This window comes from Pseudomonas sp. S2_A10, from assembly GCF_054668465.1.
The window spans coordinates 3,736,410-3,754,312 of the sequence record NZ_CP162773.1; the positions used below are offsets into that span (position 1 = coordinate 3,736,410).

At 60.2% G+C, this 17,903-nt stretch carries 15 protein-coding genes; 10 read left to right on the plus strand and 5 right to left on the minus strand.

Annotation, left to right across the window (positions count from 1 at the left end; all coding sequences use genetic code 11):
* The 5 genes from AB4N41_RS16865 to AB4N41_RS16885 all read left to right on the plus strand — a co-directional run bounded on the left by AB4N41_RS16865 (position 1) and on the right by AB4N41_RS16885 (position 3,296).
* The gene (locus AB4N41_RS16865; RefSeq protein ID WP_252877711.1) at positions 1-723 is read left to right on the plus strand and encodes an adenosylcobinamide-GDP ribazoletransferase; all 723 of its coding nucleotides are present in this window, start codon (positions 1-3) and stop codon (positions 721-723) included.
* Between the two features lie 173 nt (positions 724-896).
* Complete coding sequence (locus AB4N41_RS16870) at positions 897-1,301, plus strand: MarR family winged helix-turn-helix transcriptional regulator (protein WP_016773714.1); 405 nt, start codon at positions 897-899, stop codon at positions 1,299-1,301.
* Between the two features lie 52 nt (positions 1,302-1,353).
* Entirely contained in the window at positions 1,354-2,562 is a 1,209-nt protein-coding gene (locus AB4N41_RS16875) for an MFS transporter (protein WP_056783951.1), read from the plus strand.
* Positions 2,559-2,681 carry a hypothetical protein gene (locus AB4N41_RS16880; protein ID WP_256584315.1) on the plus strand — a complete coding sequence of 41 codons (123 nt, stop codon included), beginning with the start codon at positions 2,559-2,561 and terminating at the stop codon, positions 2,679-2,681. Before AB4N41_RS16875 ends, AB4N41_RS16880 begins: the two co-directional genes overlap by 4 nt.
* A 54-nt stretch (positions 2,682-2,735) precedes the next feature.
* Positions 2,736-3,296: a glutathione peroxidase gene (locus tag AB4N41_RS16885; RefSeq protein WP_041479535.1), complete on the plus strand. Its 561-nt coding sequence runs from the start codon at positions 2,736-2,738 to the stop codon at positions 3,294-3,296.
* Positions 3,297-3,501: 205 nt separating this feature from the next.
* Here the strand turns inward: AB4N41_RS16885 and AB4N41_RS16890 are convergent, their stop codons facing one another.
* From AB4N41_RS16890 to AB4N41_RS16900, 3 genes are all read right to left on the minus strand, one after another.
* A complete protein-coding gene (locus AB4N41_RS16890) occupies positions 3,502-4,773 on the minus strand; it encodes an OmpP1/FadL family transporter (protein ID WP_252877712.1) in 1,272 nt (423 codons plus the stop codon).
* A gap of 146 nt (positions 4,774-4,919) precedes the next feature.
* A complete protein-coding gene (locus AB4N41_RS16895) occupies positions 4,920-5,402 on the minus strand; it encodes a hypothetical protein (protein WP_073472662.1) in 483 nt (160 codons plus the stop codon).
* Between the two features lie 271 nt (positions 5,403-5,673).
* A complete protein-coding gene (locus AB4N41_RS16900) occupies positions 5,674-5,898 on the minus strand; it encodes a hypothetical protein (protein ID WP_016773719.1) in 225 nt (74 codons plus the stop codon).
* 909 nt (positions 5,899-6,807) lie between these two features.
* Here AB4N41_RS16900 and AB4N41_RS16905 point away from each other — a divergent pair.
* Together AB4N41_RS16905 and AB4N41_RS16910 are read left to right on the plus strand one after the other, a co-directional pair.
* Positions 6,808-7,131, plus strand: a complete 324-nt coding sequence (locus AB4N41_RS16905) for an SEL1-like repeat protein (protein WP_024012181.1) — start codon at positions 6,808-6,810, stop codon at positions 7,129-7,131.
* Between the two features lie 175 nt (positions 7,132-7,306).
* Positions 7,307-8,671, plus strand: coding sequence for a DNA recombination protein RmuC (locus AB4N41_RS16910; RefSeq protein WP_252878161.1), 1,365 nt, complete (start codon positions 7,307-7,309; stop codon positions 8,669-8,671).
* Positions 8,672-9,092: 421 nt separating this feature from the next.
* Here AB4N41_RS16910 and AB4N41_RS16915 read toward each other — a convergent pair whose 3' ends face one another.
* Together AB4N41_RS16915 and AB4N41_RS16920 are read right to left on the minus strand one after the other, a co-directional pair.
* Positions 9,093-12,563 carry a hybrid sensor histidine kinase/response regulator gene (locus AB4N41_RS16915; protein WP_252877714.1) on the minus strand — a complete coding sequence of 1,157 codons (3,471 nt, stop codon included), beginning with the start codon at positions 12,561-12,563 and terminating at the stop codon, positions 9,093-9,095.
* 223 nt (positions 12,564-12,786) lie between these two features.
* Positions 12,787-13,329 carry a TetR/AcrR family transcriptional regulator gene (locus tag AB4N41_RS16920; RefSeq protein ID WP_252877715.1) on the minus strand — a complete coding sequence of 181 codons (543 nt, stop codon included), beginning with the start codon at positions 13,327-13,329 and terminating at the stop codon, positions 12,787-12,789.
* Between the two features lie 91 nt (positions 13,330-13,420).
* On the opposite strand from AB4N41_RS16920, the gene AB4N41_RS16925 reads away from it, so the two are divergent.
* From AB4N41_RS16925 to AB4N41_RS16935, 3 genes are all read left to right on the plus strand, one after another.
* Positions 13,421-14,620: an MFS transporter gene (locus tag AB4N41_RS16925; RefSeq protein ID WP_252877716.1), complete on the plus strand. Its 1,200-nt coding sequence runs from the start codon at positions 13,421-13,423 to the stop codon at positions 14,618-14,620.
* 115 nt (positions 14,621-14,735) lie between these two features.
* On the plus strand, positions 14,736-15,887 hold the full coding sequence (locus AB4N41_RS16930; RefSeq protein ID WP_252877717.1) for a TDT family transporter: 1,152 nt from the start codon (positions 14,736-14,738) through the stop codon (positions 15,885-15,887).
* A 96-nt stretch (positions 15,888-15,983) separates the two neighbouring features.
* Complete coding sequence (locus tag AB4N41_RS16935) at positions 15,984-17,855, plus strand: MFS transporter (RefSeq protein ID WP_041479527.1); 1,872 nt, start codon at positions 15,984-15,986, stop codon at positions 17,853-17,855.
* Positions 17,856-17,903 lie beyond the last annotated feature (48 nt).

The following is a 17,903-nucleotide window of genomic DNA, read 5'->3' on the forward strand; positions in this document are numbered from 1 at the left end:
ATGTTACCGCTGTGGATCGCCTTGCAGTTTCTCAGCAGCCTGCCGATTCGCCTGCCGGGCATGCCCGAGCCGCAACAGCTTGGCCGTTCGCTGCTGTTTTATCCGCTGGTGGGATTGCTGTTCGGGTTGATCCTCTATGCGTTGAATCTGTTGTTGGCCAGCGCGCCGATGTTGCTCCATGCGGCGCTGTTGCTGACCGTGTGGGTATTGCTCAGCGGCGCGCTGCATCTCGATGGCTTGGCGGACAGCGCCGATGCCTGGCTCGGGGGTTTTGGTGATCGTGAACGTACGCTGACGATCATGAAAGATCCGCGCAGCGGGCCGATCGCGGTGGTCACGCTGGTGCTGGTGTTGTTGCTGAAATTCGCCGCGCTGCTGGCGCTGATCGAGCAAGCGCATACCCTGGCGCTGATCATCGTCCCGGTGCTCGGGCGGGCGGCGCTGTTGGGGTTGTTTCTGACTACGCCGTATGTGCGTGCGGGTGGCTTGGGTCAGGCGCTGGCCGATCATCTGCCGCGCAAAGCGGGGTGGTGGGTGCTGGGGTTGAGTGCGCTGGGCTGCGTGTTGATCGCGGGTATCGGCGCGGTGCTGATTTCGCTGGTCGGGTTTGTCTGGCTGCGGCGATTGATGATGCGGCGGTTGGGTGGGACTACCGGGGATACGGCAGGGGCGTTGCTGGAATTGCTGGAGATGGGGGTGTTGGTGGGGCTCGCTTTGGTCTGAAGGATTTGCGTAGATGATGCCGGCCCCTTCGCGAGCAGGCTCGCTCCCACCTTCGAAATGCAATCCCCTGTGGGAGCGAGCCTGCTCGCGAAGGGCCTCACCGGCAACAATGATGTTCAGAGTAAACTCATCTGTAACTTGATTTAACACACTCGCGGGTATATACACGCATCATGCTTCCTTCTCAGTGTTTATGCACCAACCTGCGTCGCGCCGCGCGTGGCGTCAGCAGGCATTACGACGGCGCTCTCGACGGCTTCGGGATCAACGTTGCCCAGTATTCTCTGCTGTGCAATCTGCAGCGGCTGGAGCAACCGAGCATTTCCGAACTGGCTGAGGCCATGGGCCTGGATCGCAGCACCCTCGGGCGCAATCTACGTGTGCTGGAGGGCGAAGGTCTGGTGGCGCTGGCCGAAGGCGAGGACATGCGCAACCGCATCGTGCGCCTCACTGAAACCGGCGTGCAGCGGCTGGCAGCGGCATTGCCGGCGTGGGAGGCGGCGCAACAGCGGCTGATCGACCGGCTCGGTGCCGAGAAGCGCGAAACCTTGCTCAAATTGCTCGACGAACTGGCCTGACGCCGGTTTCTTCGCGCTCAAGCGGGTATATACCCGCGACTGGAGAATAACAATGACATCGATGTGGCGTACGTGCGGTTGGGTGTTGCTGGGGAGTGCGCTGATCCTGGCGTTGTCATTGGGCGTGCGTCACGGGTTCGGCTTGTTCCTGTCGCCAATGAGCGCGCAGTTCGGCTGGGGGCGCGAAGTGTTTGCCTTCGCCATAGCCCTGCAAAACCTGATCTGGGGCCTGGCGCAGCCGTTCACCGGCGCGCTGGCCGACCGCTTCGGTGCGGCGAAAGTGGTGCTGGTCGGTGGGATCCTCTACGCGGCGGGCCTGGTGTGCATGGGCCTGTCTGATTCGGCAGTGACTCTGTCACTCAGTGCCGGTCTGCTGATCGGTATCGGTCTTTCGGGCACTTCGTTTTCGGTCATTCTTGGTGTTGTGGGTCGCGCTGTGCCGCCAGAGAAACGCAGCATGGGCATGGGTATCGCCAGCGCCGCCGGTTCGTTCGGCCAGTTTGCGATGTTGCCGGGCACTCTCGGGTTGATCGGCTGGCTCGGCTGGTCGGCCGCGCTGTTGGTGCTGGGCCTGCTGGTGGCGATGATTGTGCCGCTGGTGAGCATGCTCAAGGATAAACCCCTGCCGGTGCTTGGCCATGAACAGACTCTTTCCGAAGCGCTGCGTGAGGCCTGCTCGCACTCCGGATTCTGGCTGCTGGCGTTCGGCTTTTTTGTCTGCGGTTTTCAGGTGGTGTTCATCGGTGTGCACTTGCCAGCGTATCTGGTGGATCAGCATCTGCCCGCCAGTGTCGGCACCACGGTGCTGGCATTGATCGGGCTGTTCAATATCTTCGGCACTTACACCGCTGGTTGGCTTGGCGGACGCATGTCCAAACCGCGTCTGTTGACTGCGCTGTATCTGTTGCGCGCGGTGGTGATCGTGCTGTTCCTGTGGTTGCCGGTGACCACCACCACAGCGTATCTGTTCGGCATGGCCATGGGCTTCCTGTGGCTGTCGACGGTGCCGTTGACCAACGGTACGGTGGCGACCTTGTTCGGCGTGCGCAATTTGTCCATGCTCGGTGGCATCGTCTTTCTGTTCCATCAGCTCGGTTCGTTCCTTGGTGGCTGGCTGGGCGGGGTGGTGTACGACCGAACCGGGAGTTATGACTTGATCTGGCAAGTGGCGGTTCTCTTGAGCCTGCTCGCGGCGGCGCTGAACTGGCCGGTGCGCGAGCGTCCGGTGGCCCGCCTGCAAGCTGCGGCGAGCGCAGCATGAGCCGGATCTGCGCGCGATTCGCGCTGACCGCACTGGCTGCAGCGCTGTTGGCGCTGGTGTGGTGGGGCTGGCAACGCGGCGGTCTGGCGCTGATGCAGTTGGGCATGAGCATTTGCTAGATGGCAGCGTGGCGAGTAACGTCGAAGCCTGATGACTGCCCAAGGAAATTCGACATGTTGATGCGCTGGTGTGCTGTTCCCGCGTTGCTGATGGCGTTGACTGGTCTGGCCCAGGCCGCCGACTGTCCTGAGCTGCTGCAAGGCTCGCTGCCCAAGCTGCGCGCCAAGGAATCCATCGATCTGTGCAAGCAGTACGCCGACAAGCCGCTGGTGGTGGTCAATACCGCCAGCTTCTGCGGTTTCGCGCCGCAGTTCGAAGGCCTCGAGGCGCTGAACAAGCGCTATAAGGATCAGGGGCTGGAAATGCTCGGTGTGCCGTCGAATGACTTCAAGCAGGAGTCCAAGGACAGCGCGGAAACCGCCAAGGTCTGCTACGCCAATTATGGCGTGACCTTCAACATGACCGAGCCGCAGAAGGTCCGTGGCGACGACGCCACGCATCTGTTTCAGGTGCTGGCCGCGCAGAGCAATGCGCCGAAGTGGAATTTCTACAAGTATGTGGTCGACCGGCAGGGCAAGGTCGTGGCGAGTTTTTCCAGCTTGACCAAACCGGATGACCCCGAGTTTATTGCCGCGATCGAAAAGGCCATTGCCTCCAAACCGCTGAAGCCCTGAAGCCTTGTGATGGTCCTGTAGGAGCTGACGAGTGCAACGAGGCTGCGATCTTTTGATCCTGGAATTTCAAGAACAAAAGATCGCAGCCTCGTTGCACTCGTCAGCTCCTACCGGTTTGTTCGATGCCCAGGCATGAAAAAGCCCCGCCTCTGTAAAGAGAGCGGGGCTTTTTTCGTGGGCGAGGGTTTAGCCTCGCCACGGTGCATCAGAAGCGGTATGTCGCGCCGACACCGAAGCCGTTTGCCGAGTTTTCATACTTGGCATCGTAAGTCTGGCCGCGCGCGTTTTCGTTGCGGATGTTGACCGACTCTTCTTTCAGGTACGAGTACGCGACGTCGATGGTCAGGTCGTCGGTCGGGCTCCAGCCGGCACCGATACTGAAGATGGTGCGGTCGCCAGTCGGGATACGCGGCGAGCGGTCTTCGTTATTGGTTGGCGACTGGTCGAAGGTCAGACCGGTACGCAGGACCCATTCCTTGTTCAACTGGTACGAGGTACCCACGGCATAGGCCCAGGAGTCATGCCAGTTCTGGTCTTCGTTGATCGAACCGAACTGACCGGCCAGCAGAGGCTGCACGCCGGAGTTCTTTACGGTGATCTTGTCCAGTTGGCTCCAGCGGGTCCAGGTGGTGCCGGCGTAGACGTCCCAGCGATCGTTGATCGCCTGGGTGACCGACAGGTCCACGGATTCCGGCGTGGTGATCTTCAACGAAGCGTCGTACTTCTGGTTGGCGCCAACGCCCACCAGCGCCAGAGCGTTGTAGTTGACCTTGGTGTCGCCTTCGAGCTTGTAGTCGACCTTGGAGTGATAGGTCAGGCCGACACGGGTGGTGTCGGTGGCCTGTACCAGCAAGCCGACGTTGTAGCCCAGCGCGGTGTCGTCACCCTTGATCTTGACCTTGCCGTCCGGCAGTGCCTGGGTGATCGACAGGTTGGATTCCAGCGAGCCGTCGATACGGTTGATGGTCGGGCCGAAACCGATCGACACCTTGTCGTTGAAGGCGTAGCTGACGGTTGGCTGGAAAGTGATGACTTGCACTTCGGACTTGCTGCCGAAGTAACGACCGGCGAAGCCGTTTTCGTAATCCGTGATCAGGCCGAACGGTACGTACACACCGAGGCCGAATGCCCAGTGATCATCGATCGGTTTTACATAGAAGCCCATCGGTACGGCAGTGAGGGGCACCATGTCGCCCTTGTTGCTGCCGCCATTAGGGCTGGAGCTGGTATCGCTGATATCGGTATGCGCGTCGACCAGGGCGACGCCGCCGGTGACTTGTTCGCGCTTGATGCGCGCCATGCCGGCCGGGTTGCCATAAACAGTGCTTGCGTCGTCGGCAGAAGAAGATCGCCCGGCAAAACCAGTCCCCATCCCACTGATGCTTTGTTCGTTGAGGGCAAAACCTGCCGCGAAGATTTGTGTGGAGGCAAGGGTAACGGCGAGGCTAAGGGTGGTTTTGAGCATGACTTTTTTCATTATTAGAACTCCTGGTGATCACCGGGGCGAAAATTACCAACATTTTCGTCCCAGCGCTATAGCTTGTAAGCCTTGAGTTAGAGCGGTTTTGTAGGACAATCCGACCAAAATGGCGACTTGTTGCGAGAACTTGTGAAACCGCCCGGTCAGCAAGCGACCTGATTCAACGGTGAAACACAGGTTTGCCAGGCATAGGTGAAGTCGCGCAAACGGCCTTGCGGTTGAAAGGTCTGGCGCCAGATGCGCGCCATGCCGAGCAGGTCGGTCGGAGCGGGGAGGATGGGGTTCTGTTCTTCTACCAGCAGCCAGGCGATGGCCGTGGCGTAACGCAGATTGACGGTCAGTTCCAGATGCGGGCCGCTAAGGAATGCATGCTGACTGGCGAGGCCGCGCACCAGGCTGGCGCGCTCCGGGTCGAGCGCCAGATAATCGTCCCAGAGCGCCTGATGGCGATGCTCGGCAATCCGGTAGAGGCCGTGGCCGCGGCGGTCGTGCAGGGCAGAGCCGAGGGCGGATTGGCTGGCAGCGATACCCAGCAGCAGGGATTCGGCGGTTGCGCAGTGGCGTCCCAGATAGATCAATGTGGGACGGATCACATAGCGGCACAGTTCGCTGGCAGCGATACCCATAACACCCTCGGTTCTTGTTGTTGAGGGCGAGTCCTGAAGGGGCTTTGGCAGCAGTGGATCGAATCAGGCTCGCCGCAAGCGGGTCAAGCCGCTTGAGTTGAAGTGTAGTGTCATATTCAGCGTGTAAAGGACTGTTTTTAAAATATTTCCGCCATCGCATACCGGGCGTTAGATCGGAACATGCTTAGAAGCGTTGCGCTAAAAGTGAAATATCAGGCAATAAAAAGCCCCGCTTTTCAGCAGGGCTTTGCTTTCGCAGCCTGTCCGGCTTTCAGGCAACCAGTGCCTGACGGGTACGCTCGATCACGGCCTGCAGCGGTTCGGCGCTGGAGTATTGATCGGGGTACAGACGCTCGCTGTGACGAGCGATACCGTGTTCATTGACTACGGTGAAGCTGAAGCAGCCTTTGCGAGCGGCCATGATCAGGCAGTTCATTGGAGCAAAAGCGTTGGTTAGGGTGCGAATGGCATCCTGAGTCTGGATTTGAGTAGACATAGTTATTAGGTGTTCCTACAAATGACACGGATAAGAACCGTGCAACGTTAAAACGTTCCAGTAACGTTGATCACCATTGATCGAACGAAGAACCCGACTGGAACAAAGCAGCCAGTTTGAAGCGCTGATAAGTGAGCGCGCTTGGGCTGGCAGGTAGGTACTTAGGAGGACAGGCATCACAGCGAGGGCAAAGGTTCTGGGCCCGGGGTGAAGATCCTGATCAATTTGCAGGTTGGTTCGGTCAGAGTAAGTGTTCTTCGCAACGCCCTTTGCTTTCGTTCAAAGGCAGCGTCGTCGCAAGAGTTACCTGGAAACCATCGAGGGGTCGTTCCCGCTTTTTTCGGCAGTGTCTTCCTGTTGGAAGTTGACCGTGGGAGATGTTCGACCGGAATTGACTTTCAGCTTGGTACTAACGCCGCGGATAGTAACGGATTCGTTCGGGCGAAGCAAACCCCATGACGAAAAAAGCTTCGCACGGAATGGTCGTGTCACACCGTCCGTCGGCGTGCATGCTTTTCGCAGAGCCTTTCGGTCGTTCGCAGCTGCGCAAAATGACCCGAAAAAGCGCACGCATATAACCGGCGCACAGGTACTTGTGCACATTAGTTGCGCAGAGCGTAACGCAACTGTCACATCGATCCTGACTCCAGTCGCTGCCTGTATCAAAAGTTTAAGTCAATGAAAAATATCGTCTTTTTTTGTTGGTGAAAAAATCGTCAGTTTGACTGCGAGCCCCATTCCATAAGGCTTTGCGAGGATCACAGAGCGGTTGTCCACTGACTTATCCACAGCTTCTGTGGATTGTCCCTAGCGCTTGCTCTAGGACGGGCGTGCCGGGTTTTTTTCGACTTTACCTGTAAGAAAAAGAGAGTAAAGTGGCGCGCCTTCCGATCTGTCCCGCAGTGCTTTATGAAGTTTCGCTCAGTATCAGACTCTGTTACCTCCAATCCGACCTCTGTTACCGCTCCCAAGCGTTTTTCCGTACGTGTGGCTGAGTGGCTGCTCGATGCGCCGCGCCTGAGCGACAGCCCCAGCGCCAAACACCTCGCGGGCCGCCTGCTCAAGCAACCGGCCCGTGAAGGTGTAGTCGCTGCGCAAAGCCGTCTCGGCCAATTGATCTGCCGTGAGTGCGGCAATGCCCGTGACCGGCGTATCGGTCAGGAGCTGCTGCGTCAGGCCGCCCGCGCCGGTGACCGTCGCGCACAGCAGGAACTCGGTCTGATCGAAGACTGAGCTGTCCAAGCCCAGACACCTTGGTTAACCTTCAGGCTTTATCCGATTGGCAGGAGTCGCTATGGCTATGGACTTGACCAGCATATTGCTTGGTCTTGCGGCAGCAGGGGTGCCGCTGCTGGCGCTGGCCTGGCAACTGCAACGCCGGGCCAGCAATGCCCAGGCCGATCTGGCCTTGCTCGAAGAGCGCCTGGCCATGGCGCAACTGGCCCAGGACGGCCTCACCGGGCAGCTTGAAGCGAGCCGCGATGAAATCGCCGATCTCGGCCAGGCCAATGCCGCCAAACAGGCAGACCTCGCCGCCCTGCGCCGCGAAGTTGAATTGCTGCAGATCGAGCGCGATGACGCCCGCGATGCCTCCCACGCCTGGAACCTCGAACGCGCCAACAAGGACGCTGAGTTGCGCCGCCTCGACGCCCACGCTGCCTCGCTGAGTGCCGAACTGCGCGAACAACAGGAAAGCCATCAACAACGTCTCAACGACCTGCAAGGCTCGCGCGATGAGTTGCGTGCGCAATTCGCCGAGCTGGCCGGCAAGATCTTCGATGAGCGTGAGCAGCGCTTTGCCGAAACCAGCCAGCAGCGGCTCGGGCAGTTACTCGATCCGTTGAAAGAACGCATCCAGTCCTTTGAAAAACGCGTGGAAGAAAGCTATCAGGCCGAAGCCCGCGAGCGCTTCTCGCTGGCCAAGGAGCTGGAGCGTTTGCAGGCATTGAACCTGCGCCTGAGCGACGAAGCGACCAACCTGACTCGCGCGCTCAAGGGCCAGAAAACCCAAGGCAATTGGGGCGAACTGATCCTCGAGCGCGTTCTTGAGCATGCAGGTCTGGAGAAGGGCCGCGAGTACCAGACCCAGGTCAATCTCAAAGGCCCGGACGGTGAGCGTTTCCAGCCCGATGTAATCATTTATCTGCCCGGCGACAAGCAAGTCGTGGTCGACTCGAAAGTCAGCCTCACCGCGTATCAACAGTATGTTGCGGCAGATGACGACACGTTGGGGCAGATCGCGATTAAGCAGCACGTGTTGTCGCTGCGCAATCATGTCAAAGGTTTGGCCGGCAAGGATTACAAGCGCCTGGAAGGCCTGCACAGCCTCGATTTCGTCTTGCTGTTCGTGCCGATCGAAGCGGCATTTTCCGCTGCGTTGCAGGCTGAGCCGTCGCTGTTTCAGGATGCTTTCGACCGCAATATCGTGATCGTCAGTCCGACTACGCTGTTGGCCACGCTGCGGGTGATCGACAGTCTGTGGAAGCAGGAACGGCAGAGCCAGAATGCCCGGGAAATCGCTGAGCGGGCGGGTTGGCTGTACGACAAGTTCGTGTTGTTTATTCAGGATCTGGACGAAGTGGGCAATCGTCTGCAGCAACTGGACAAGGCTTACAGCTCAGCGCGTAACAAGCTGACAGAGGGGCGCGGTAATCTGGTCAGCCGCAGTGAGCAGTTGAAGTTGCTTGGGGCGCGGGCGAGCAAGAGCTTGCCGGCGGATTTGCTGGAGCGGGCGATGACGGATGTTGATGGGTTGGTTGAGTTGCCTGAGTAGGCGTCGTTTTTTGGGCTGATTGGGGGCATATCCGTTGCTGCGGGCGTGGCGGCTGGCGGTTTCGCCTGACGGCGACTTACTTTTTTACAAGCGCCAAAAAAAGTAAGCAAAAAACGCTAGCTCCTGCGTTCGGCCCTCGCAGGCTCGGGTTCCTTCGCTCCGGGATCGATCCGGGCGCAGCGGCTACGGTTTGCTTCGCTGCACCTCCTTCCGCTGTGTCTGGCTGCGCCAGACGGTCGCTGCGCTCCCACGCCCGGATCAATCCCTCCACTCAGCCTTCCGACGTCGCCGGTGGATCAAGATCAAAAGCACTCGAGCTTGCGCTCATTGTTGAGTGGGGCGGCTGCGCCGCGGGCAGCTTCGCTGCTTTGCTTTTCTGTGGGAGCGAGCCTGCTCGCGAAGGCGTCTGCAAGGTTACCTTCTACAACGGCAAATACCGACTCAACAGTGCCCGCAACGCCGCCGGCTTTACCGGTTTGGCCAGATAATCCAGGCCCGCCGCATGCACTTGCGCTACGGTCTCCGGGCGTCCATCCGCGCTGATGACCACGCCGGGCACGGGTTCACCCAGGCGCGTGCGCAACCACGCCATCAGCTCTGTGCCGGTATCGCCGTGGTCGAGGTGATAGTCGACCAGCGCCAGTTGCGGCCGCACGCCTTCATTCAATATCGCTGCGCATTCTTCGCGATTGCGCGCCGTCCACACTTGGCAGCCCCAGCGGCTCAGCAGGCTGTTCATGCCGATCAGGATGCTGTCTTCGTTATCGATGCACAGCACCTGCGCGCCGCTGAGCATTTTGCTGTTTGGCTCGACCGTGGCGCTCGCCGCAGGCGTTTGCGTGCGCGCCAGCGGTACCGTCACGCTGAATACACTGCCGCGCCCCGGCCAGGAGCGAACGCGCAGGGTGTGCCCGAGCACGCGGCACAAGCCGTCGGCGATCGCCAGACCCAGGCCCAGGCCTTTTTCGGCGCGGGTCTGGTGGCTGTCGAGGCGTTTGAATTCTTCAAAAATTACCTGCTGCTTGTCTTCCGGAATGCCCGGGCCGCGATCCCAGACTTCCAGACATAACTCACCACCGCGCCGACGCACGCCCAGCAGCACCGGGCCTTTGGCGTAGCGGAACGCGTTGGTGAGGAAGTTTTGCAGAATCCGCCGCAGCAGTTTGATGTCGCTGTCGATGCGCAATTGACTGCCACGCACCCGGAACGTGAGTTTTTGCTCTTGGGCCAGTGCCTTGAATTCCGCGCCGAGGGTGTCGAACAGTTCGTTGACGGCGAAGGCTTTGCGATCCGGGTTGATCTTGCCGTTTTCCAGGCGGGAGATGTCCAGCAGATCGCTGATCAGGTCTTCCGCCGAGCGCAGCGAGCTGTCGAGGTGTTGCACCAGCTGCTGCGCCTCTGCGCTCAAGCCTTCGTTCTGGTGGGAGAGGGCGGCGGAGAACAGCCGTGCGGCGTTCAGCGGTTGCATCAAGTCATGGCTGACAGCGGCGAGGAAGCGGGTTTTCGACTGGTTGGCCGCCTCGGCATTGCCCTTGGCTTCGGTGAGCGCGACGTTGAGTTGCGACAGTTCCTGGGTGCGCTCGCTGACCCGTTGTTCCAGCCCTTCGTTGGCCTCGGTCAGCGCCTGTTCGGCTTCGCGGAACGCGGTAATGTCGGTGAAGCTCATGACAAATCCGCCGCCGGGCATCGGGTTGCCGATCAGCTCGATCACCCGGCCATTGGGAAACAGCCGTTCGGAAGTGTGCGCGCGGCCCTGACGCATCCAGTGCAAGCGTCGCGCGACGTGCACTTCCGCTTCGCCGGGGCCGCACAAACCGCGTTCGGCGTTGTAGCGAATGATGTCGGCAATCGGCCGGCCGACGCTGATCAGGCCGTCGGGGTAGTTGAACAGCTCCAGATAACGCCGGTTCCACGCCACCAGTTTCAGCGACTGGTCTACCACGCTGATGCCCTGGGTGATGTTCTCGATCGCGCCTTGCAGCAGCGCTCGGTTGAACTGCAGCACTTCCGAGGCTTCGTCAGCGATTCGGACTACGTCCTCCAGCTGCATTTCCCGACCTTCGATGGCGGCTTTTACTACAGCGCGCGTCGAAGAAGCGCCGAGGACACCGGCGAGCAAACGTTCGGTATGGGCGATCCATTCACTGTCGGCGTTCTGGTTGGGGTTGAAACCCTTGCCCTGACGGTAGGCGAAGCGAATGAAGCTCTGCCGCGCGCGTTCTTCGCCGACGAAACGCGCCGCCAGTTGCAGCAGATCGTCGATCTGCACCGCCAGCATTGAACGAGCATTAGGCCGCGCGCTGATTTCCTGACCGATGAAACGCCCGGCCTGCCAGTGCTCGGAAACCCGCGTGCGCGACAGCACCGAGACCCAGGCGAACAGGGTGAAGTTACCCGCCAGCGACAGCACCACGCCTTGAGTCAGCGGCGTAATCGGCAGGTTCAGCGGATTGCTGTGCAGCCACGCCAAGCCGGGGAAACTCGCCAGCGACCAGCCGAGACTGTGCGCGGCAATCGGCAGCACCAGCGTGTAAAACCACAGAAACGTCCCGGTGGCGAGGCCGGCGAACACGCCCCGGCGGTTGGCCTGTTTCCAGTACAGCGCGCCAAGCATCGCCGGCGCCAGTTGCGTTACCGCCGCGAAAGCGATCTGGCCGATGGTCGCCAGGCTCGCGGTCGAGCCGAGCAAGCGATAACTGACGTAGGCCAGCAGCAGAATCACCACGATGCTGACGCGGCGCACCGAGAGCATCCACTGGCGGAACACTTCGAACGGGCGCTCGGCGTTATTGCGGCGCAACAGCCACGGCAACAGCATGTCGTTGGAGACCATGGTCGACAGGGCGACGCTGGCGACAATCACCATGCCGGTCGCTGCCGATGCACCACCGATAAACGCCAGCATCGCCAGCGCCGGATGGGCCTGGGCCAGCGGCAGGCTGATCACGAACGAGTCGGGCAGCACGTGGCTGGGCAGCATCATCTGACCGGCAAGGGCGATCGGTACTACAAACAATGCGGCCAAAGCCAGATAGGCGGGGAACACCCATTTCGCCAGACGCAGATCCTGCGGGTCGATGTTCTCCACCACGGTGACGTGAAATTGCCGGGGCAGGCAAATGATCGCCATCATCGCCACGCCGGTCTGCACCACCATCGATGGCCAATTAATCGTTTCCTTCCAGTACGCCTCAAGGCGCGGGGCGAGCATCGCCTGATTGAACAGGTCGTCGAAACCGTCATACAGGCCGTACGTGACGAAGGCGCCGACGGCGAGAAAGGCGAACAGCTTGACCAGCGATTCGAAGGCAATCGCCAGCACCATGCCACGGTGGTGTTCGGTGGCGTCGAGGTTGCGCGTACCGAAAACGATGGTGAACAGGGCTAGCACCAGCGACACGATCAGCGCCGTGTCCTGGGCGCGGGTGCCCATGGCATCGGCGCCGGCGCCGATCAGCAGGTTCACGCCAAGGACAATGCCTTTGAGTTGCAGGGCAATATAGGGCAACACGCCGACCAGACAGATCAGCGCCACAACCACCGCCAGCGATTGTGATTTGCCGTAGCGCGCGGCGATGAAGTCGGCGATGGAGGTGATGTTCTCCTGTTTGCTGATCATCACCATTTTCTGCAGGACCCACGGCGCGCCGACCAGCAGCAGGATCGGCCCGAGGTAGATCGGCAGGAATGACCACAGTTGTTCCGCCGCCTGACCGACCGCGCCGAAGAACGTCCAACTGGTGCAGTAAACCGCCAGCGACAGGCTGTACACCCAAGCGCGCACCCGTGGCGGCAACGGCGTGCTGCGACGGTCGCCGTAGAAGGCGATGGCGAACATGATGGCCATATAGGCCAGGGCAACGACGGCGATCAGCCCGGTGGACAACGACATGCAGCACTCCCGACAAAAGACTCCCCGGCACTCCTGCCCGGGCGGACAGTCTCGCACGCGCGCGGCGGTTAGTCAGTGTCGACCAAGGTCGTGGCGTGGCGGGGTGTCGCAGGCGGGGTACCGGGTGGTTTTTGTGGTGCCCGGGCGGGCCTCTTCGCGAGCAGGCTCGCTCCCACTTTCTGGAATGCATTCCCTTGTGGGAGCGAGCCTGCTCGCGAAGGCGTCAGTCCTGCCGCAATGCAATATCGATCAACCGATGCAACTCATCCACCTCCAGCGCCGTGGCCGAAAACAGAATCCGGAACACCACCGGCGCCACCATCAGATTGATCAAGCGATCGACACTCGGTGTGTTTTCATCCGGATAGCGATCGACAATGGTCTGCAACTGCGCACCAATGATCGCCACGCAATAGCCCGGCGTAGCGCTGGCCTGCACATCGCGCATCATGTTGCGCCCGAATTCCGAACTCATCTCGTCGAGATATTGCTCGGCCCAGGCGCGGATATCGCCGCGCAGGCTGCCAGTGTTCGCCGGTTCGCTGTCCGGGCGCATGCGGGCGAGGGCGACGTCGGCGAGTAATGCCGCCAGATCACCCCAGCGGCGGTAGATCGTCGACGGCGTAACCCCTGCGCGGGCGGCAATCTGCGGGACGGTCACGGTGGAACGTTCCTGCTCTTGCAGCAGCGCGTTGACAGCCGAATGAATCGACTCTTGTACCCGGGCACTGCGGCCCCCGGGGCGTAAACCTTCTTTAATAGCCATGCGGCAGACCTTAACACAAAGAATTTGCTTTAAGCGCTGGGCGGTAGCACACTGCGCAAAAGCAAAAAATTAGCTTTTGCGGAGTATGCCCATGACCAGCCCCTTAAATAGTGTCGCTTCCCACCAGTCGAGCTTGTGGTTTCTGGCGATCACCTTACTCAGTTTTCTCGCCGCTTCCACCGCGCCGACGCCGTTGTATCACTTGTATCAGGATCAGCTGCATTTCTCGGCAGCGATGTTGACGCTGATCTTCGCCGTTTACGCTTTCAGTCTGTTGGCGGCGTTGCTGACGGTTGGTTCGCTTTCCGACCATCTCGGACGCAAACCGGTGATCTTCAGTGCAGTGCTGCTCAATGCGCTGGCGATGCTGCTGTTCATTTATGCCGACAGCGTGTCGTGGTTGATCAGCGCACGGGTGCTGCAAGGTTTCGCCACCGGCATGGCCACTGCCGTATTGAGTGCAACGCTGCTCGACACCGATCGTCAGCAGGGGCCGCTGATCAACAGTGTCGCGCCGTTACTCGGGATGGCTTTGGGCGGTTTGGGCTGTGGCTTGCTGGCAGAATTCGCACCGGCGCCGTTGCAGCTGACCTATTGGTTGCTGTTGACGTTGTTCGTGTTGCAGGGCGTTTATGTCTGGCGCCTGCCGGAAAGTGACTCGCGGCAGGGTGGGGCGCTGGCGTCGTTGCGGCCGACCCTGCACGTGCCGGTGCAAGCGCGTTCAACGTTGTGGCGAGTGCTGCCGCTGAACACCGCAACCTGGGCGCTCGGAGGTTTTTATGCCTCGCTGGCACCGTCGTTGGTGCGCACCGCCACTGGCTCTACCTCCAATCTGATCGGCGGCGCTACGGTCGCGGCGCTCACCGTGACCGGAGCGTTGATGATTTTCATGATGCGCAATCGTCCGGCCGCTCAGGCGTTGCGGCTGGGCGCGAGCTTGCTGCCGATCGGGCTAGTGCTGATTCTGCTCGGTGTGCATGGCGCCAGTCTGTCGCTGTTTTTCTTTGGCACCCTGGTCGCCGGTTGCGGCTTCGGTTCCGGTTTCCTCGGTGCGGTGCGCAGTCTGGTGTCGCTGGCCTCGCCACACGAGCGAGCCGGGTTGATGTCGGCGTATTACGTGCTCAGTTATCTGGCGTTCTGTTTGCCGGCATTGCTTGCCGGGCACCTGGCGCGCAGTTTCGGGTTGCTGGCGACCACTGATGGTTACGGCGTTGTATTGATCGTGCTGGCCGTGGCTGCGCTGCTGCTCAGTCTGCGTCCGCAGACAGGCAGAGTTTGCAGCGCTCCTTAAGCGCGTGTAGATACTTATCTGCAAAACAGATAACATTTAGAGATATTACCCGTTATATCGATATTCGATTCGGATCTACCATGGACTCCACCTCACCAGAGGACAGGAGTTCATGATGATTTGCCCCAACAGTGTCACCCCCGGCTACAAACCTTTCAGCCAGCTTCAGCATCCGCGTGAAGTGATCCGCCAGTTCACGCCGAACTGGTTCGCCGCGACCATGGGCACCGGTGTGCTGGCATTGGCGCTGGCCCAGTTGCCGCTGGCCATTCCCGGATTACGCGTCGTGGCCGAGGGGCTGTGGCTGTTCAACATTCTGTTGTTCAGCTTGTTTACTGCTGCCTACGCCGCGCGCTGGATTTTGTTCTTTGACGAGGCGCGGCGGATTTTCGGTCATTCCACTGTGTCGATGTTCTTCGGCACCATTCCCATGGGCCTGGCGACGATCATCAACGGCTTTCTGTTGTTCGGGCTGCCGCGCTGGGGCGACGGTGTCATTCAGCTCGTTGAAGTGTTGTGGTGGATCGATGTAGCGATGTCGCTGGCCTGCGGTGTGTTGATTCCGTACATGATGTTTACCCGTCAGGAACACAGCATCGATCAGATGACTGCGGTCTGGTTGCTGCCGGTGGTGGCGGCGGAAGTAGCAGCGGCCAGCGGCGGTTTGCTCGCCCCGCATCTGACCGACGCCCATGGGCAACTCGTCGTACTGACCACCAGCTATGTGCTCTGGGCTTTCTCCCTGCCGGTGGCGTTCAGCATTCTGACCATCCTGTTGTTGCGTATGGCTCTGCACAAGCTACCTCACGAAAACATGGCCGCGTCGAGTTGGCTCGCCCTCGGTCCGATCGGCACCGGTGCGCTGGGCATGTTGCTGTTGGGCGGTGAGGCGCCAGCGATTTTTGCCGCCAATGGCCTGGCAGGCGTCGGTGAAATCGCTGCGGGCCTGGGCCTGGTGGCGGGGATTACGCTGTGGGGTTTTGGTCTGTGGTGGATGTTGATGGCGCTGCTGATCACCGTGCGTTATCTGCGTGACGGCATTCCGTTCAACCTCGGCTGGTGGGGCTTCACCTTCCCATTGGGCGTGTATTCGCTGGCGACGCTGAAACTGGCAAGTATCCTCAACCTGACATTTTTCAGTGTATTCGGTACGGCGCTGGTGATTTTGTTGGCGGCAATGTGGCTGATCGTCGGCAAGCGCACCGTGCAGGGCGCGTGGCGTGGCGAGCTGTTTGTCTCGCCGTGTATCGCAGGTTTGAAGAAATAATCCGAAAAGTTTAGGTAAGGTGTGGCCTGGATCGTGGTGCGGGATTCCAATAACAAGCACCCAGGCCTCACTACCTAACATCAGGAAACACGGAAGATGAGTCACCCCTCACAGTTCAACCTGTTGCGCACCCGGCGCTTTTTGCCCTTCTTTATTACCCAGTCGCTCGGCGCGTTTAACGACAACGTGTTCAAGCAGTCGTTGATCCTCGCCATCCTCTATCGGTTGACCATCGAGGGTGACCGCTCGATCTGGGTCAACCTCTGCGCGCTGCTGTTTATCCTGCCGTTTTTCTTGTTCTCGGCGCTGGCCGGGCAGTTCGGGGAAAAATTCGCCAAGGACGCGCTGATCCGTCTGATCAAACTCGCGGAAATCGCCATCATGGCCGTAGGATCGATCGGCTTTCTCTTCGATCATCTGTCGTTGATGCTGGTGGCGCTGTTCGCCATGGGCACGCACTCGGCGCTGTTCGGCCCGGTGAAGTATTCGATCCTGCCGCAGGCCTTGCGCGATGACGAACTGGTCGGCGGCAACGGTCTGGTGGAAATGGGCACGTTTCTGGCGATTCTCGCCGGGACCATCGGCGCCGGGATCATGATGTCGACCGAGCACTACGCGCCGGTAGTCTCCGCCGCGATCGTCGGCATTGCCGTGCTGGGTTACCTGGCCAGCCGCAGCATTCCGCGTGCGGCGGCATCGTCGCCGGAAATGCGCCTGAACTGGAACATCTTCAGCCAGTCCTGGGCGACGCTGAAACTCGGTCTGGGCCAGACGCCAGCGGTGTCACGCTCGATTGTCGGCAACTCGTGGTTCTGGTTCGTCGGGGCGATCTACCTGACGCAGATCCCGGCCTACGCCAAGGAATGGATGCACGGTGACGAAACCGTGGTCACGCTGATCCTGACCGTGTTCTCGGTGGGCATCGCGCTGGGTTCGATGCTCTGCGAAAAGCTCTCCGGGCGCAAAGTCGAGATCGGTCTGGTGCCGTTTGGCTCGTTTGGCCTGACCGTGTTCGGCCTGTTGCTGTGGTGGCATTCCGGTGGGATCCCGGACAGCGTCAGCGGCCATAGCTGGATTGCGGTGCTGGGCTTCGTGCACACCTGGGCGGTGTTGATCGACATCCTTGGCCTGGGCATTTTCGGTGGCTTCTATATTGTCCCGCTGTACGCGCTGATCCAGTCGCGTACGGCTGAAAACGAACGCGCGCGGGTGATTGCCGCCAACAACATTCTCAACGCGTTGTTCATGGTGGTGTCGGCGATTGTTTCGATCGTTTTGCTGAGCGTCGCCAAGCTGTCGATCCCGCAACTGTTCCTGGTGGTGTCGCTGCTGAACATCGGCGTCAACGCCTACATCTTCAAGATCGTTCCGGAATTCAGCATGCGCTTCATGATCTGGCTGCTCAGCCATTCCATGTACCGCGTCGAGCACCGCAACCTTGAAGCGATCCCGGACGAAGGCGCGGCGCTGCTGGTGTGCAACCACGTGTCGTTCGTTGACGCCTTGCTCATCGGCGGCGCCGTGCGTAGGCCGATTCGCTTTGTCATGTACTACAAGATCTACAACTTGCCGGTACTGAACTTTATCTTCCGCACGGCGGGCGCTATTCCGATTGCCGGACGCCAGGAAGATATCCAGATCTACGAAAAAGCCTTCACACGCATCGCTCAGTATCTGAAGGACGGTGAGCTGGTGTGCATTTTCCCGGAAGGCAAATTGACCGCCGATGGCGAGATCAACGAGTTTCGCGGCGGCGTGACGCGGATTCTCGAAGAGACCCCGGTGCCGGTGATTCCGCTGGCGCTGCAAGGATTGTGGGGGAGTTTCTTCAGTCGCGATCCGAATAAGGGTTTGTTCCATCGCTTGTGGTCGCGGGTGACGCTGGTGGCGGGGCCGGCGATTACCGAAGGGACCGAGCCGGCGAAGTTGCAGGTGTTGGTGGGGGAGTTGCGCGGATCCGTCAGATAGTTGTTGACTGGACGGCCCTCATCGCTGGCAAGCCAGCTCCCACAGGTT

Excerpts from the sequence above, each read along its gene's own strand:
- AB4N41_RS16865 (WP_252877711.1), top strand. The coding sequence starts at position 1 with ATGTTACCGCTGTGGATCGCCTTGCAGTTTCTCAGCAGCCTGCCGATT.
- AB4N41_RS16870 (WP_016773714.1), top strand. The coding sequence starts at position 897 with ATGCTTCCTTCTCAGTGTTTATGCACCAACCTGCGTCGCGCCGCGCGT.
- AB4N41_RS16875 (WP_056783951.1), top strand. The coding sequence starts at position 1,354 with ATGACATCGATGTGGCGTACGTGCGGTTGGGTGTTGCTGGGGAGTGCG.
- AB4N41_RS16880 (WP_256584315.1), top strand. The coding sequence starts at position 2,559 with ATGAGCCGGATCTGCGCGCGATTCGCGCTGACCGCACTGGCTGCAGCG.
- AB4N41_RS16885 (WP_041479535.1), top strand. The coding sequence starts at position 2,736 with ATGTTGATGCGCTGGTGTGCTGTTCCCGCGTTGCTGATGGCGTTGACT.
- AB4N41_RS16890 (WP_252877712.1), bottom strand. The coding sequence starts at position 4,773 with ATGAAAAAAGTCATGCTCAAAACCACCCTTAGCCTCGCCGTTACCCTT.
- AB4N41_RS16895 (WP_073472662.1), bottom strand. The coding sequence starts at position 5,402 with ATGGGTATCGCTGCCAGCGAACTGTGCCGCTATGTGATCCGTCCCACA.
- AB4N41_RS16900 (WP_016773719.1), bottom strand. The coding sequence starts at position 5,898 with ATGTCTACTCAAATCCAGACTCAGGATGCCATTCGCACCCTAACCAAC.
- AB4N41_RS16905 (WP_024012181.1), top strand. The coding sequence starts at position 6,808 with ATGAAGTTTCGCTCAGTATCAGACTCTGTTACCTCCAATCCGACCTCT.
- AB4N41_RS16915 (WP_252877714.1), bottom strand. The coding sequence starts at position 12,563 with ATGTCGTTGTCCACCGGGCTGATCGCCGTCGTTGCCCTGGCCTATATG.
- AB4N41_RS16920 (WP_252877715.1), bottom strand. The coding sequence starts at position 13,329 with ATGGCTATTAAAGAAGGTTTACGCCCCGGGGGCCGCAGTGCCCGGGTA.
- AB4N41_RS16925 (WP_252877716.1), top strand. The coding sequence starts at position 13,421 with ATGACCAGCCCCTTAAATAGTGTCGCTTCCCACCAGTCGAGCTTGTGG.
- AB4N41_RS16930 (WP_252877717.1), top strand. The coding sequence starts at position 14,736 with ATGATTTGCCCCAACAGTGTCACCCCCGGCTACAAACCTTTCAGCCAG.
- AB4N41_RS16935 (WP_041479527.1), top strand. The coding sequence starts at position 15,984 with ATGAGTCACCCCTCACAGTTCAACCTGTTGCGCACCCGGCGCTTTTTG.